Genomic DNA, 15,140 nt, shown 5'->3' on the forward strand with positions numbered 1-15,140 from the left:
GGGCAGCGAAATCGCTGCCCTTTGGTCGTTTAAAGTCAAGCAGTTCCGCGCACGGGCCGATCTTTGTCGATATTGAACCGCATGCCATCCAGCAGTTCGTCCAGATCAGGGCGTGACGCAGGGCCGTTCGAGATATCAACCAGCATCAACTCGCCATTCGGACGCAGCGCATAGGTGCCAGGCTCGGCGAAGCGTGTCGTTGTCTCAGCCTCGGACAGTGGATCAGATACATAAAGACCCAGTTGGCGCATCTGCGGTTCGGTCATGCCGTAGCCCACATCAAACTTCCAGCCAAATTCGGCGACATCAGATTGCGCCCGCTCGGCGGTGTCAGCGGATACAACCATCACGTCCATGATGTCAGTCCAGTCAGACAGCATGTCGTTGAATTTGCTCAGGTAACGTTTGCAACGCGGGCAATGTTTGCCGCGATAAACGACCAGTAGCGACCACCGGTCTTTGGTGCCGCCAAAGGTCAGCTCTCCGCCGCCGACTTTGGCGAATTTCATTTCAGGCACAGCAATGCCTACGGCTGGTTTAGGGTGCGTCATCAGGGTTCCTTTGTTTTGGTTAGCGCTACCATATCACCAGCGACGAAAAGCCCAACCATAGATCACATGGAAATGAACGTGTTCTTTGGTCATCCAAACTTGCACAAACCGTACATTTTTAACTGATAAACAATCGAGTTTACCCCTGATACTTAACAAATTTCAACTTTTCCGCCAATTTCGCTGGGCATATTGGACGCGCCCCGCCCCGATCTTCATTTTGCCATAACAACTCAAAAAAATACTTTTCATTAACTCCGACTGATGTATGGTCCGCCTTATGGATAGAACCGCACATATCACTTTTGACGCGCCGACTGCGCGTTTGGCTTGCGCCGTTCTCCTACTTAGCTGCCTCTGAGCGTGCCATCCGGCGCGACCGCTCAGGGGTGACCAGCGCCAAGACACGCAAAGCTAGGAAAACATAATGATACCCGTAAATTTGGCGCAGAAGCTTGCGCTATTTGACACCCATTGGGACCCCAAGGTTGTCGCCACCTATAACGGAAACGACGTGATGGTGGTTAAGTTTCAGGGCGAATTCCCCTTTCACAAACACGACGACACTGATGATTTCTTTCTCGTCGTCAGCGGGCATGTCACCATGGACTATGACGACGCGGATAGCGTCACATTTGGTCCTGGTGAGCTTGTGATCGTCCCCAAAGGTCAGATACACCGCCCGCGTGCTGCCCAAGAAGCCCAAGTCCTGTTGATCGAGCCCGCAGGTGAACCTAATTCCGGCGATTCAGGGCGTCCGCCCGCCGCCAAAGACAAGATTTGAAAAGGAACAGACCGATGACAAAACAGAAAGTTCTGATCTTCGACACCACATTGCGTGACGGTGAACAATCCCCCGGCGCTACGATGACGCACGCCGAAAAACTGGAAATCGCGGAATTGCTGGACGAAATGGGCGTCGATATTATCGAAGCCGGTTTCCCGATTGCGTCCGAAGGTGATTTCAACGCGGTGTCCGAGATTTCGCGTCTTGCCAAGACGTCTACGATTTGCGGTTTGGCCCGTGCGAATTTCAAAGACATTGACCGTTGCTGGGACGCGATCAAACACGCGAAATCCCCGCGCATTCATACATTTATCGGCACATCGCCGCTGCACCGCGCCATTCCGAACCTGAATATGGACGAAATGGCAGAGCGGATTCACGACACGGTCACACACGCGCGGAACCTCTGCGATAACGTGCAATGGTCGCCGATGGATGCCACCCGCACCGAAGAAGATTACCTGTGCCGCACCGTTGAAATCGCGATCAAGGCGGGTGCCACGACGATTAACGTGCCCGATACGGTCGGCTACACCGCCCCTGTGGAAAGCGCCGATTTGATCCGCATGCTGATCAACAAGGTGCCCGGTGCTGATGACGTGATTTTCGCCACGCATTGCCACAACGATTTGGGCATGGCGACGGCGAACTCGCTGGCCGCTGTTGAAGGTGGTGCGCGCCAGATTGAATGTACAATCAACGGCTTGGGCGAACGTGCGGGCAACACGGCGCTTGAAGAAGTCGTCATGGCGCTGAAAATTCGCGGCGACATCATGCCGTATGAAACGCGGATTGATACGCGCAAAATCATGCATATCTCGCGCCGCGTCGCGACGGTTTCCGGCTTTGCAGTTCAGTATAACAAGGCGATTGTTGGTAAAAATGCCTTTGCCCACGAAAGCGGCATTCACCAAGACGGGATGCTGAAGAACGCTGAGACGTTCGAGATCATGCGCCCTGAGGATGTAGGTTTGGCTGGCACGTCGTTGCCATTGGGCAAACATTCAGGTCGTGCTGCGTTGCGCGCAAAGCTGGCTGAGCTGGGCTATGATGTTGCTGATAACGAACTGAAGGACTTGTTTGTGCGGTTTAAAGACCTCGCAGATCGCAAAAAGGAAGTGTTCGACGACGACTTGCTGGCTTTGATTCAACAGAACGACGCTGTTGAGGACCGTCTGAAATTGAAATCTTTGCGTGTGGTTTGTGGTACTGATGGGCCGCAAGAAGCGAAGATGGCGTTGGAAATTGACGGCGATATTCACGAGGTCACAGCGACGGGTGATGGTCCTGTTGATGCGACATTTAACGCTGTGAAGGCATTGTTTGAACACACTGCTCGTCTGCAATTGTATCAAGTGAACGCCGTGACCGAAGGCACCGATGCGCAAGCCACCGTGTCTGTGCGGATGGAAGAAGAAGGCCGCATCGCCACGGGGACGTCCGCCGATACCGACACGGTTGTTGCCAGTGCGAAGGCCTACATCAACGCGTTGAACCGCCTGATCGTCCGTCGCGAAAAGTCCGCACCGGGCGAGGACATTAAAGGCGTCAGCTACAAAGACGTCGGTGTCTAAGCTAAATACTGTGCAGACCCGCCAGCGTTCTGGTGGGTCTGCGTGCAGCGTTATGATCGCGCTTCGTCGCGGATAAAGTCGCCCTGAGCGACACGGAATCCCCACACATTTTGTATGCAGACCGATTGCCTCAAGCTTGGTCAACGCGAGAGACGCGTTTGGCGTAAATCGCGACAGACACCTCACCTAAAACACGGTAATGTTCGAAAATGTAAATTTAGGTCCTGTTTTACACAATTCTCACCCCTTCCAGATTGAAATAATCCAAGCAGCGAGAACGCGCCGAGTCCTTGTAATCAAGGGGTTTCATCCTCCAACGGGTGGTCCTATAAGACATGAAGCCAGACCCGTGGGGGAGTCGTGGCGCAGCATACATTTTTCGATGGGAAGGCCAGCGGCATGGCATTTTGGGGCAGTTTATTTTCGTCTGACATGGCAATTGACCTTGGGACGGCAAACACACTTGTGTACGTCAAGGGCAAGGGCATAATCCTGTCAGAGCCATCGGTCGTCGCCTACCACGTGAAAGATGGTGTGAAAAAAGTTTTAGCCGTTGGCGAGGACGCCAAGCTAATGTTGGGCCGCACACCGGGGTCCATTGAGGCGATCCGCCCGATGCGTGACGGTGTGATTGCCGACTTTGATACAGCCGAAGAAATGATCAAACATTTCATCCGTAAAGTCGCGAAACGGTCAACTTTCTCGAAGCCCAAGATCATCGTTTGTGTGCCGCACGGTGCGACGCCCGTTGAAAAGCGCGCGATCCGTCAGTCGGTTCTATCCGCTGGTGCCCGACGTGCTGGTTTGATTGCTGAACCGATTGCTGCAGCGATTGGCGCGGGCATGCCGATCACTGATCCAACCGGTAACATGGTCGTTGATATAGGTGGCGGTACAACCGAAGTTGCAGTGCTGTCGTTGGGCGACATCGTTTATGCACGATCCGTCCGCGTTGGTGGTGATCGCATGGACGAAGCGATCATTAACTACCTTCGCCGTCAGCATAATCTGCTGATCGGTGAATCAACTGCTGAGCGGATTAAAACTTCTATTGGTACGGCGCGGATGCCGGACGATGGGCGTGGGTCTTCGATGCTGATCCGTGGTCGCGATTTGCTGAACGGTGTTCCAAAAGAAACCGAAATCTCGCAAGCGCAGGTCGCCGAAGCCTTGGCCGAACCAGTCCAGCAGATTTGCGAAGCCGTGATGACCGCGCTGGAAGCGACCCCGCCAGACTTGGCTGCGGATATTGTTGACCGCGGTGTGATGCTAACCGGTGGTGGTGCATTGCTGGGTCAACTCGACCTTGCGTTGCGCGAACAGACGGGCCTTGCGATTTCTGTCGCAGATGAATCGCTAAATTGTGTCGCATTGGGCACTGGTAAGGCGTTGGAGTATGAAAAACAGCTTCGGCATGTCATAGACTACGATAGCTGATCTGCCCAACGTCCGGCACGGTCACAGTTTTTGACCGGAGTGAGTTTTACCCGTGGCACGCGATAGACATTCAGAAGACTACGTCACGCCAATGCGCCGTCTATTCGTCGGCTTGTTGGTGTTGGCATTGTTCGGGCTGTTCCTGATCTGGCGGATCGACAGCCCCCGCGTAGAGCGGTTCCGCGCGTCGGTCATTGACCGCGTTGTGCCGTCGTTTGACTGGGCCTTGGCGCCGGTCACGGGCCTTGTGAACCTATTCCAAGATTTCCAAAGCTATCAACAGCTTGCTGAACAGAACAACGATCTGCGTCGCGAATTGCAGCAGATGAAAGCGTGGAAAGAGGCCGCCGCACAGTTGCAGCAGGAAAACGCGAAACTGCTTGATTTGAATAACGTCCGGTTGGACCCGCAGCTGACCTATGTGACGGGTGTGGTGATGACGGATTCAGGGTCGCCGTTTCGCCAATCTGTGCTGCTGAATGTCGGTGCCCGCGACGGGATTTTGGATGGTTGGGCGACGATGGACGGGATCGGGCTGGTTGGTCGGATTTCGGGCGTTGGTCAGGAAATCAGCCGCGTTATTTTGCTGACAGATACATCGAGCCGCATTCCTGTGACGGTTCAGCCGTCGGGGCAACGTGCGATCTTGGCGGGTGATAATACGCTGAACCCGCCAATCGAGTTTCTGGATGACGCTGATGTTGTGGCCCCCGGTGATCTGGTTGTCACGTCCGGCGATGGTGGTGTTTTTCCGCCTGATTTGCAGGTCGGACAGGTCGCGCGTGGTACCGATGGACGCCTGCGGGTGCGGTTGTCGGCGGATTATGAGCGGCTGAAATTTCTACGTGTTCTGCGTGCGCAAGGGCATGAAGTTATTAACGATCCGGGTGGGTTGCTTGCCCCTATTCCGGCGCCCGTTTTTGGTCCGACTTTGGATACGACAGCTGAGGCCACAGATGGCTGAGACCCCGACAACCCAAGTCTGGATTGGCCGCGCGGTGTTTGCGACGGTGATGATTGCGATCATTTTTGTGCAATTATTACCGCTAGATACAAGACCCGACAGCTGGCCCGCACCTGATTTCATGCTGACTGTCGCGCTTGCGTGGGCAGTGCGTCGTCCTGACTATGCCCCTGTGATTTTGATTGCTGCGTTGTTTCTGCTGGCCGATATCCTGTTCCAACGCCCGCCAGGACTGTGGGCAGGGTTAATGATTATCGGGACGGAAATGCTGCGCGGGCGTGCGCGCAAAATGCGGAATATGCCGCTGATGCTGGAATGGGGTACAGTTGCTGTGGGTGTCGTGATGATTACGCTTGTGTACCGTCTTGCACTCGCGATTGTGATGACGCCGCAGCCGCCTTTGGGTTTGACGTTGATCCAAATGATGATGACAATCCTGATATACCCGCTTGTTGTTGTGATCGCGCACTTTATCTTTGGTGTAACGCGCCCCGCGCCGGGACAAACCGATAGCTTGGGACATCGCCTATGAAGAAGCCCGCAAAAGATGGTGGCCGGTCCACCCGTAAAATGAGCCGCCGCGCCATGCTTATGGGTGGTGTGCAGATGTCTGTTGTCGCGGCACTGGCGATCCGGTTGCAGTCGATGCAGGTCGAGCAAGCCGATCAATTTCGCCTGCTGGCTGAGGAAAACCGGATCAACATCCGCCTGATCCCGCCCGCCCGTGGTCTTGTTTTTGATCGCAACGGCAAGGCCATCGCGGATAACGAACAAAACTACCGCGTTGTGATGGTGCGCGAGGATGCGGGTGACGTTGATGAAGTGTTAGCCAAATTGCTAACTATCGTTGATATCCCCGAGGACACGATTGCGAAGGCGAAAGAAGACATCTTTAAACGCTCGCCATTTGTGCAGGTCACGATTGCGGATCGCTTGTCGTGGGAAGACATGGCGAAGATCAACATTAACGCCCCCGCCCTGCCCGGTATCACCGCCGAAGTGGGGCTAAGTCGCGTGTATCCGTGGGGGGCCGAGTTGGGCCACGTGACGGGTTATGTTGGTCCGGTCAGTGACTATGATCTTAGCAAAATTGACGACCAAGACCCGCTTTTGCAAATTCCGAAATTCCAGATCGGCAAAACCGGTGTTGAGAACAAAATGGAGCACACGCTGCGTGGTTCTGCTGGCACCAAACGCATCGAAGTGAATGCGATTGGGCGCGTGATGCGCGAACTTGATCGGCAGCAAGGTGTGTCCGGTCAGGACGTGCAACTGACGATTGATGCCGATCTGCAAAGCTACGTGCAGGCCCGCCTTGATGGCGAAAGTGCTGGTGCGGTTGTGATTGATCTGGAAGACGGGGATTTGCGGGCGATTGCCTCTGCCCCGACGTTTGATCCGAACCTGTTTGTGCGCGGTATTTCGGTGAAAGACTGGACCGATCTGAACGAAAACAAATACCGTCCGCTGGCTGCAAAAGCTGTGCAGGGTGCGTATCCCCCCGGATCGACATTCAAGATGGTCACGGCCCTCGCCGCATTAGAAGAAGGTGTCATTGGCGTTGATGAAACCGTCTATTGTCCAGGATATACAGATGTTTACGGCACGCGGTTCCACTGCTGGAAACGTGGCGGCCACGGGAATATCAACCTGCACGAAAGCCTGAAGCAATCCTGCGACTGTTATTACTACGAGATTTCGCAACGTGTCGGCATTGATAAAATGGCCGAAATGGCGCGGCGTTTTGGGCTTGGCATTAAGCATGATTTGCCGGTCTCAGCTGTGGTTGCGGGCCTTGCGCCTGATAAGGAATGGAAAGCCCGCGTGCGCGGCGAAGATTGGCGGATTGGCGATACCGTGAACGCGTCGATTGGACAGGGTTATGTGCTGTCATCACCGCTGCAACTGGCGATTATGACGGCTCGTTTGGCGACGGGACGCGCGATTGAGCCGCGCTTGATCCGTGCGATTGACGGCGTGGAAACGGCGTCCGGTTCGGGGGCGCCGCTGGGTGTGAACGAGAACTTGTTGCGCCGGATCAGGGCCTCGATGGGCGCTGTCATGAACCATTCGCGCGGCACCGCATATCGAGCGCGGATTGTCACGCCGGAATATCAAATGGCTGGTAAAACGGGCACGTCGCAGGTGCGTCGGATTACGGCTGACGAACGTGCGCGTGGTGTGACGAGCAACGCTGATTTGCCGTGGGAACGGCGCGATCATGCTTTATTCGTGAACTTTGCCCCTGTAGAGAACCCGCGTTTTGCGGTGGCTGTTGTTGTGGAACATGGCGGTGGCGGCTCGACCGCCGCAGCCCCGATTGGCCGTGATATTACGTTGCAAGCGCTGTATGGTGGCACCCCGCCGCTGACCGCGTATCCGTCGAATGTGCGCGGTCGGATTGCCGATCAACAGGAGCGGATTTCTGAAAAGCTGGCCTCGATTACGCCACGCGCCAAGGGCGATCGTGCATGAGTTATCTTGAGTATAACGCCAAGTATGTCCCCACCGGTCTGCGCAAATTGCTTTACCTGAACTGGCCGGTGATCCTGCTGCTGACGGCGGTTTCTTGTGCTGGTTTCATCATGCTGTTTTCCGTCGCTGGCGGCTCGGCCACACCTTGGATGGAACCGCAGATCAAGCGGTTTGGCCTTGGTATGGTGCTGATGTTGATCGTTGCGATGGTGCCGATTTGGTTTTGGCGCAACATGGCGGGCCTCGCGTATGGCGTGTCTGTGCTGTTGCTTCTCGCCGTGGAATTGGTGGGCGTTGAGCGGAACGGGTCGCAGCGTTGGCTTGATCTGGGGCCGATGGATTTGCAGCCCTCGGAGTTGATGAAAATCACGCTGGTGATGTTTCTAGCCGCCTATTACGACTGGTTGCCGACGAGCAAAACATCGCGGCCATTCTGGGTGATACTGCCCGTATTTTTCATCCTGTTACCGACGTATTTTGTTTTGAACCAACCGGATTTGGGCACATCGCTGCTGCTGATTATGGGCGGAGCTACGGTGATGTTTGTGGCGGGGGTGCATTGGGCCTATTTCGCGACTGTGCTGGCCGCAGGCATCGGCACCATTGTCGCCGTGATCGAGTCGAAAGGCACGCCATGGCAGATCCTGAAGGACTACCAATATCGCCGCATTGATACGTTTTTGGACCCTGCGAACGATCCATTGGGCGCGGGTTATCACATCACGCAGGCCAAGATCGCATTAGGATCGGGCGGCTGGACGGGTCGTGGATTTATGCAAGGCACACAGAGCCGATTGAACTTTTTGCCGGAAAAACACACCGACTTTATCTTTACGACATTGGCCGAGGAATTCGGCTTTGTCGGGGCGACGTCGTTGCTGGTGCTTTACGTGTTGATCGTATTTTTCTGCGTCGCATCCGCGATCACAAACAAGGACCGCTTTGCTGCGTTGCTTACGCTAGGTGTGTCGATGACGTTCTTTTTGTTCTTTGCCGTAAATATGGCCATGGTTACAGGTCTCGCGCCAGTTGTCGGCGTCCCCTTACCGCTTGTCAGTTATGGAGGATCAGCGATGATCGTTTTGTTAATCGCGTTTGGCATGGTCCAAAGCGCCCATGTACATAAGCCGCGCTGATGGTTTTGAACGTCCTTTTTGCCGCCCGCGATGGTCTCTGGCCTGATTACGAAGCCCACCTGCCCGCAGCCTTTGCGAAGGCTGGTTTGGATGTGAATTTGCAGCGAGACCATGCGCCAGAGGATGTGGATTACATCATCTTTGCCCCGCACGACGGACTGACTGATTTTACACCGTTCACGCGGGCCAAAGCGGTGCTGAGCCTGTGGGCCGGTGTTGAGAGCATCATCGTAAACGAGACCTTGACCCAACCGCTGACGCGGATGGTGAACCCCGGTTTGACACGCGGGATGGTGGAATGGGTGACGGGGCATGTGCTGCGTCATCATTTGGGCATGGATCGTCAGATTTTGAACCAAGACGGGACGTGGACGCCGGTGGTGCCGCCGCTTGCGGAAGATCGCAAAGTGACCGTGCTGGGGCTTGGCGCGTTGGGGGCTGCTTGTGCCACCGCGCTGACTGGTTTGGGCTTTGATGTGACGGGGTGGAGCAGATCGCGAAAGGCGATTGATGGTGCCCAGTGCCTGTCTGGTGATGCGGGTATGGATGATGCCTTGCGCGGTGCCGAGATTGTTGTGCTGCTGTTGCCGGATACGGCTGCGACAGAGAATGCACTGAATACTAAGTCTTTGGCGTTATTGGCGAAAGGAGCGTTTGTCGTGAACCCCGGACGCGGTCCGTTGATTGATGATGATGCGTTGCTCGCAGCGCTCGATAGCGGTCAAGTTGCCCATGCGACATTGGATGTGTTTCGGGTTGAGCCGCTGCCAGCGGAGCATCCGTTTTGGGCGCACCCTAGCGTCACCGTGACCCCGCATATTGCAGCCGAAACACGGCCAAAAACCGCAGCTATAGAGATCGCCGCGAATATCGCGCGGTCAGAACGCGGCGAGGCGATGTTGCATCTTGTGGATCGCAACACTGGCTACTAGGCGACGATTTTTCGCGAAAAATCGGGGTTAACGCAACCGTGGTGGTTTATTCGGGTCCATGCCGGGTGCGCCCGGTGTGTGCGGCGTTTCGGGTTCCGGCAGGTCAAAGCGCAGGCCAACTTTAGCGAGATGTCCCGCGAGTTGATCTGATGCGCGGACGAACAGCACGTCGATTGCGCCCGCCTCGATCCCCGAGAATGTCAGGGCTTCGCCCGCCGCTTTGGCAAGCGACGATTCAGCGCCCGGCACCGCGTCCACGAAGGCCAAAACATGGCCGCGCGACCCGTCATCATAGACCGCCGCCGCAAGATAGGCGAACCGCGCGAGGCCTGCAGCGATGGCGAGTTTGCGGTCAAGCCCTGTAATCACAGCTTCGGGCAGGCCGCGGGGGGCGTTAACTTCGGTCAGGCGGGCTTCGGCTTCTTGCGGGGTGTTTTCCAAGGTCGAGACCAGCCAATCGACGGCCTCTGACGGGATCAACATCTCAGACGGTGCGACCTGAAGGTTCAACCCAAGCCCCACCCCCTGCCCTGCGAGCATCCCGACCAAACCGCGCCCCGGAATGGCGGCGTAAGGCACAGTGCGCCCGACAAATTCCGCAAGCCGTTCTTCGCGATCAAAGATCAGCGCAAAGCGACCATCGGCGATGTCGAAAATCTCGGGCGTGATCTGATCACCATCCGGTTCTGACGCGAGCAACAGAAAAACCTCGGTATCCGCGAGCCGTTCATAGAATCGTAACCGCTGTGCGTCATCATCGGGGGCAGCATCCATAGCGGCGTGGGCGGTGTCGAGGTCAGTCATGTGGCGTCCTTCGTCGTCTTTTGTCTCAGGTAGCCTGATGTGGTTGCTGCGGCAAGTCATGGACCATAGGTTGATGATATGGCGGCTAATGGATCAGATTTGGGGGATATATGCGCGGAGGTTTCGCGCTGTCGGATATGTGCTGCGCGGTTCGCGGCGACGAAAACGGCGCATCGCCCGCGGCCAGTCGTGTGGTTCGCGCATGGCACCCCGATTTTGATTGCGGGGCAAGCGCCGGGGATGCGTGTCCAGCAGTCTGGGGTGCCGTTTGATGATCGCTCTGGTGATCGGTTGCGCGACTGGCTGGGGTTGGATCGCGATACGTTTTATGACCGCCGTTTTGTGTCGTTCGTGCCAACTGCATTTTGCTTTCCGGGCTATGATACAAAGGGCAATGACCTGCCGCCGCCGCCGATTTGTTGGGACACATGGCATGACGATGTTTTGGCGCATATCGGCCCGCCACGGTTGCGGATCATCATCGGGAAATACGCGATTGAACGACATCTGGGGCTGAAAGGCCCGCTATCGCAGGTGATTGCCGATTGGCGCAGTTACCCGAACGGAACATTCGTACTGCCGCATCCGTCATGGCGGAATGGCGGCTGGTTGCGGAAAAATCCGATTTTCGAAGCAGAGGTGCTGCCTGCGCTACGTGAAAGCGTGGCCCGATTATTGGCGGAATATCGCGAAAATTAATGTGAACGAAGGCGCTTCTGGTCGCCTCGTGCCATAATTTCCCCTATATTTCATGGGAAGATCGCTTCATAGTTTAAAAAAGGCTGCACCTCAAAGGGGGATGTTAACCTATTTCGTCAACAATGGCGGAACCCACAATGGGAAACGACGCAGGCAGATGTTAGAATTTACAAATGTTTCCAAGTCGTTCTGGACCGGAACGCAACGCAAAGTGATCCTTGATAGGGCGTCTTTTCGCGTGGAATTAGGAAATTCTCTGGGCATCCTCGCCCCGAACGGCACCGGCAAAACGACGTTAATCAACATGATGGCGGGCCTTGAAAAACCGGATGAAGGACAAATTCATCGCGGTTGCAAAATCTCGTTCCCGCTTGGGTTTATGGGCGGCGTGGTCGGCAAACATACCGCCAAAGAAAACAGCCGCTATATTGCGCGGCTATACGGTTTAGACCCTGATTATGTTGAAGCTTTTTGTCGTTGGCTTTGCGATATCAAGGAATATTTCGACCTGCCGATTGGCACGTATAGTCAGGGGATGCGGTCGCGATTCACGTTTTCGCTGATGCTTGCGCTTGATTTCGACATGTACCTGATTGATGAGGGTATGCCGCAGACGACCGACGTGGAATTTAACCGGAAAGCCGGTGAGATTTTGCGCGAACGACTAGAAAGTACGACCGTGATCATCGTTTCACACCAAGCAGCTACGCTAGAACGATTCGCTCGTTCTGCCGCCGTGCTGCGCGATGGTCGTTTTGAAATGTTTGACACCTTGGAAGAAGCGAAACAGCTGTATGACTACGAAACCCAAGGCTAGAAAGTTCCGCATCCGTCAGGATGGTGGCGCCGCCAAATCAGAAACGCCCGCAACGCCGGTTCCGGCAGATAAACCTGCGGCGCGCGCGCCTGCGGGTGACGCCAATGCGGCGCCCCAGCCCCAAGTGTCTGCCGAGGTGTCGCTGGATGACATCCGCAAAGAAGGGTTAACGGGTCGCCAGTTGCGCATGGCAAGGCGCGTTGCACAGAAAAACGGGCTTGCTGTCACGTCTGATTTTGACGCCGTCCGGCAGTTGCGCACGATGGGTGTTGATCCGTTTCAGCGCAACACAATCTTAGAATTGGTGACGCCAGAAGGTGCGAAACCTGTGGCGGATAACCAGTCTGGCAAAAAACCGATTGGCCAAATTCAACTGCCGCAGACGGTTCAGCATGGTCAAAATCTACCCTCCACGGAAATGGCCACGCCTGCTGATCGCCGTGCGGGTGAAATCATGCAGATTCAGCGCGATCTTGCCAAACGCAGACGCCGCAAATTTGCGCTATTGCTCACCCGCCTTTCGACATTTGTGTTTTTGCCGACCATTCTCGTGGGCTGGTATTTTTACGCAATGGCCACGCCAATGTATGCGACCAACTCTGAATTTGTTATCCAGCAGGCCGAGGCGAGTTCGGCTGCGGGTGGATTGGGTGGATTGTTCCAAGGTACGTCGCTCGCCACGCAGCAGGATAGTATCGCGGTGCAATCCTACCTTGCATCGCGTGCTGCGATGTTGCGGTTAAGCGAAGATCACGGGTTTAAGGCGCATTTCAGCGCCGACAATATCGACCAAATTCAACGACTTGCGCCGGACGCCACCAATGAAGCCGCGTTTGGCGTCTACACGGATAAGGTGAAAGTCAGCTACGATCCGACCGAAGGTATCCTGCGCATGGAAGTCATCGCAGCGGACCCCGAGACCAGCCAACTCTATTCCGAAGCGTTGATTGGATACGCCGAAGAGCAGATCGACCAACTCACGCAGCGTCCGCGCGACGCCGCGATGGAAGGTGCGCGGCAAAACTATGATAACGCGGACAATCAACGCCAAGAGGCATTGAATAATCTGCTCGCGATCCAAGAAGACACCGACATTATTGACATCCCCGGTACGATTGGGGCGCTGACTGCACAGATTTCGGCGCTGGAACAGCAACGTCAGCAGCTTGAATTGTCGTTACAGGAACGGCTTGAGGTGCGTCGCCCGAACCAAGCGCAAGTGGATTCCCTCAACAGTCAGATTTCGAATATCACGGTTCTAATTAACGATCTGCGAAGCCAGATCAGCACGACCAGTTCGACCGGTGGTTCGCTTGCTAAAAACACAACTTTGTTGCGTCTGGCAGAGGAAGATTACGCGTTTCAAGTCCTGCAGGTGCAAGCCGCGTTGGCGCAACTTGAGGCCGCGCAGATCGAGGCAAACCGTCAGGTCCGTTATCTGTCATTGGGTGTTGAACCCGTGGCCCCCGACGAGGCAACCTATCCACGCGCGTTTGAAAACACCGTATTGGCATTTTTGATCTTTGCAGGGATTTACCTGATGATTTCACTGACGGCGTCGATCCTGCGGGAACAAGTTTCGACTTAAAAGGCAGGCTAGCACTTGGCCTCTGCATGACAGTCGGCTTAGGATGAAATCGTATTAATCCTAAGCCGATAGTCACATGCGCATTTTGAATTTCCTCTGTCTGATCCTGCTGATTGCAGGTCCCGTTCACGCCCAAGATAGCGGCGGCGTCATCACGACGGTCAATAGCGGTCAACAAGATGCCGATATTGCGATTCGAATTCGCGATATTTTGTCCGAGTTGGGCAATTATGATGACGTCACGGTCAGCGTATCCAAGGGCATTGTGACCTTTCGCGGGACGGCTACATCGACGCTAGAGGCAACGGGTCTTGCTGATCTTGCCAACCGCGTCGAAGGTGTGGTCGCGGTGAAGAACACGGTCACGGAAACCACGGATATCGCCCGACGGTTGGACCCCGCGATTGCGCGTTTTAAGTCGCGCGTTGAGCAATTTGTGATTTTCCTGCCGCTCGCCATGATCGCCGCGCTGGCTGGTGCGGTGATTGTCTGGCTTGGTTTGCGGATCGCCCGCGCCCGTCAACCTTGGGAACGTCTCGCACCAAATCTGTTTATTGCAGAGCTTTACCGTCAAATTGTACGCATCACGTTTATGATCGGGGCCTTGGTTATTGCCTTGGATATTCTCAACGCGACGGCCTTGTTATCCACGATTCTGGGGGCTGCTGGGATCATTGGTCTGGCGCTTGGGTTTGCGGTGCGTGACACCGTTGAAAACTTTATCGCGTCGGTGATGCTATCTATCAGGCAACCATTTCGGCCAAATGATACCGTTGAAATTAACGGCGACGAAGGCAAAGTGATTCGATTGACGAGCCGCGCGACCATCCTTTTGTCGTTTGACGGCAACCACATCCGCATCCCCAACGCCACGGTCTTTAAGAGCCGGATCATCAATTATAGCCAGCACATCGAACGGCGGTTCAAGTTCACCATGCTGATCGACCGCGACGCAGACCTGCGCGACGTGCGCAAATTGGTTGAAAGCACCGTGCAAAATCTTCCGTTTGTTTTGGACCATCCGGCTGCGGTGACCTGGATCGATACGTTTGAGCCGTCAGGTGTCAGCCTTGTGATTACGGGTTGGGTTAACCAGAACGAGACGTCTCCTGCGTTGGCCAAAGGCGAGGCGATCCGACAGGTCCAACTCGCCCTATCACATGCTAACATTGCGATGACTGACAGCTCGCAAGTCATTCTAGTTGATCGCAAATCGACGCCCGCCCCTGCCCCGTCGGTTCTGCACGAAGCTGCCAAAGTCGAATCCGTTGTCCCTGCCACCGATAACGATCTGAACCGCATTGTGAACGCTGAAAGAGAGGCGGAAAGTAGCGAAGATCTGCTGCGCGACGACGCATTAAAAGAATAGCATTTTT

At 55.3% G+C, this 15,140-nt stretch carries 14 protein-coding genes; 12 read left to right on the forward strand and 2 right to left on the reverse strand.

Annotated elements, in window-relative coordinates; genetic code table 11:
• Window positions 1-35: 35 nt before the first annotated feature.
• On the reverse strand, window positions 36-551 hold the full coding sequence (locus FHS72_RS13865; protein WP_183530150.1) for a redoxin domain-containing protein: 516 nt from the start codon (window positions 549-551) through the stop codon (window positions 36-38).
• Between the two features lie 427 nt (window positions 552-978).
• Between FHS72_RS13865 and FHS72_RS13870 the strand changes: the two genes are divergently transcribed.
• The 8 genes from FHS72_RS13870 to FHS72_RS13905 all read left to right on the forward strand — a co-directional run bounded on the left by FHS72_RS13870 (window position 979) and on the right by FHS72_RS13905 (window position 9,856).
• Window positions 979-1,335 carry a cupin domain-containing protein gene (locus tag FHS72_RS13870; protein WP_183530152.1) on the forward strand — a complete coding sequence of 119 codons (357 nt, stop codon included), beginning with the start codon at window positions 979-981 and terminating at the stop codon, window positions 1,333-1,335.
• A 14-nt stretch (window positions 1,336-1,349) separates the two neighbouring features.
• Window positions 1,350-2,912: a 2-isopropylmalate synthase gene (locus FHS72_RS13875; RefSeq protein ID WP_183530154.1), complete on the forward strand. Its 1,563-nt coding sequence runs from the start codon at window positions 1,350-1,352 to the stop codon at window positions 2,910-2,912.
• Between the two features lie 399 nt (window positions 2,913-3,311).
• Window positions 3,312-4,349, forward strand: coding sequence for a rod shape-determining protein (locus tag FHS72_RS13880; protein ID WP_183530156.1), 1,038 nt, complete (start codon window positions 3,312-3,314; stop codon window positions 4,347-4,349).
• Between the two features lie 52 nt (window positions 4,350-4,401).
• Window positions 4,402-5,313 (forward strand): rod shape-determining protein MreC, encoded by a 912-nt coding sequence (gene mreC, locus FHS72_RS13885; RefSeq protein WP_183530158.1) that lies wholly within the window; start codon window positions 4,402-4,404, stop codon window positions 5,311-5,313.
• Window positions 5,306-5,845, forward strand: a complete 540-nt coding sequence (locus tag FHS72_RS13890; RefSeq protein ID WP_183530160.1) for a rod shape-determining protein MreD — start codon at window positions 5,306-5,308, stop codon at window positions 5,843-5,845. The genes mreC and FHS72_RS13890 overlap by 8 nt, the downstream gene beginning before the upstream one ends.
• Window positions 5,842-7,788, forward strand: a complete 1,947-nt coding sequence (mrdA, locus tag FHS72_RS13895) for a penicillin-binding protein 2 (RefSeq protein ID WP_183530162.1) — start codon at window positions 5,842-5,844, stop codon at window positions 7,786-7,788. The genes FHS72_RS13890 and mrdA overlap by 4 nt, the downstream gene beginning before the upstream one ends.
• A complete protein-coding gene (gene rodA, locus FHS72_RS13900; protein ID WP_183530165.1) occupies window positions 7,785-8,924 on the forward strand; it encodes a rod shape-determining protein RodA in 1,140 nt (379 codons plus the stop codon). The genes mrdA and rodA overlap by 4 nt, the downstream gene beginning before the upstream one ends.
• Window positions 8,924-9,856: a 2-hydroxyacid dehydrogenase gene (locus tag FHS72_RS13905; RefSeq protein ID WP_183530167.1), complete on the forward strand. Its 933-nt coding sequence runs from the start codon at window positions 8,924-8,926 to the stop codon at window positions 9,854-9,856. Before rodA ends, FHS72_RS13905 begins: the two co-directional genes overlap by 1 nt.
• Before the next feature lie 27 nt (window positions 9,857-9,883).
• Here the strand turns inward: FHS72_RS13905 and FHS72_RS13910 are convergent, their stop codons facing one another.
• Window positions 9,884-10,660 (reverse strand): SseB family protein, encoded by a 777-nt coding sequence (locus FHS72_RS13910; RefSeq protein ID WP_183530169.1) that lies wholly within the window; start codon window positions 10,658-10,660, stop codon window positions 9,884-9,886.
• A gap of 78 nt (window positions 10,661-10,738) precedes the next feature.
• On the opposite strand from FHS72_RS13910, the gene FHS72_RS13915 reads away from it, so the two are divergent.
• From FHS72_RS13915 to FHS72_RS13930, 4 genes are all read left to right on the forward strand, one after another.
• The gene (locus FHS72_RS13915; RefSeq protein WP_183530171.1) at window positions 10,739-11,359 is read left to right on the forward strand and encodes a uracil-DNA glycosylase family protein; all 621 of its coding nucleotides are present in this window, start codon (window positions 10,739-10,741) and stop codon (window positions 11,357-11,359) included.
• A gap of 157 nt (window positions 11,360-11,516) precedes the next feature.
• The gene (locus tag FHS72_RS13920; RefSeq protein WP_183530173.1) at window positions 11,517-12,176 is read left to right on the forward strand and encodes an ABC transporter ATP-binding protein; all 660 of its coding nucleotides are present in this window, start codon (window positions 11,517-11,519) and stop codon (window positions 12,174-12,176) included.
• Window positions 12,154-13,764 carry a KpsE/RkpR family capsule polysaccharide export protein gene (locus tag FHS72_RS13925; RefSeq protein WP_183530175.1) on the forward strand — a complete coding sequence of 537 codons (1,611 nt, stop codon included), beginning with the start codon at window positions 12,154-12,156 and terminating at the stop codon, window positions 13,762-13,764. The genes FHS72_RS13920 and FHS72_RS13925 overlap by 23 nt, the downstream gene beginning before the upstream one ends.
• 76 nt (window positions 13,765-13,840) lie before the next feature.
• Window positions 13,841-15,133, forward strand: coding sequence for a mechanosensitive ion channel family protein (locus tag FHS72_RS13930; RefSeq protein ID WP_183530177.1), 1,293 nt, complete (start codon window positions 13,841-13,843; stop codon window positions 15,131-15,133).
• Window positions 15,134-15,140: the final 7 nt, after the last annotated feature.

It is taken from the genome of Yoonia ponticola (assembly GCF_014199395.1).
GTDB classification, from domain to species: Bacteria; Pseudomonadota; Alphaproteobacteria; order Rhodobacterales; family Rhodobacteraceae; genus Yoonia; species Yoonia ponticola.

Excerpts from the sequence above, each read along its gene's own strand:
- FHS72_RS13865 (WP_183530150.1), bottom strand. The coding sequence starts at position 551 with ATGACGCACCCTAAACCAGCCGTAGGCATTGCTGTGCCTGAAATGAAA.
- FHS72_RS13870 (WP_183530152.1), top strand. The coding sequence starts at position 979 with ATGATACCCGTAAATTTGGCGCAGAAGCTTGCGCTATTTGACACCCAT.
- FHS72_RS13875 (WP_183530154.1), top strand. The coding sequence starts at position 1,350 with ATGACAAAACAGAAAGTTCTGATCTTCGACACCACATTGCGTGACGGT.
- FHS72_RS13880 (WP_183530156.1), top strand. The coding sequence starts at position 3,312 with ATGGCATTTTGGGGCAGTTTATTTTCGTCTGACATGGCAATTGACCTT.
- FHS72_RS13890 (WP_183530160.1), top strand. The coding sequence starts at position 5,306 with ATGGCTGAGACCCCGACAACCCAAGTCTGGATTGGCCGCGCGGTGTTT.
- mrdA (WP_183530162.1), top strand. The coding sequence starts at position 5,842 with ATGAAGAAGCCCGCAAAAGATGGTGGCCGGTCCACCCGTAAAATGAGC.
- rodA (WP_183530165.1), top strand. The coding sequence starts at position 7,785 with ATGAGTTATCTTGAGTATAACGCCAAGTATGTCCCCACCGGTCTGCGC.
- FHS72_RS13905 (WP_183530167.1), top strand. The coding sequence starts at position 8,924 with ATGGTTTTGAACGTCCTTTTTGCCGCCCGCGATGGTCTCTGGCCTGAT.
- FHS72_RS13910 (WP_183530169.1), bottom strand. The coding sequence starts at position 10,660 with ATGACTGACCTCGACACCGCCCACGCCGCTATGGATGCTGCCCCCGAT.
- FHS72_RS13915 (WP_183530171.1), top strand. The coding sequence starts at position 10,739 with ATGGCGGCTAATGGATCAGATTTGGGGGATATATGCGCGGAGGTTTCG.
- FHS72_RS13920 (WP_183530173.1), top strand. The coding sequence starts at position 11,517 with ATGTTAGAATTTACAAATGTTTCCAAGTCGTTCTGGACCGGAACGCAA.
- FHS72_RS13925 (WP_183530175.1), top strand. The coding sequence starts at position 12,154 with ATGACTACGAAACCCAAGGCTAGAAAGTTCCGCATCCGTCAGGATGGT.
- FHS72_RS13930 (WP_183530177.1), top strand. The coding sequence starts at position 13,841 with ATGCGCATTTTGAATTTCCTCTGTCTGATCCTGCTGATTGCAGGTCCC.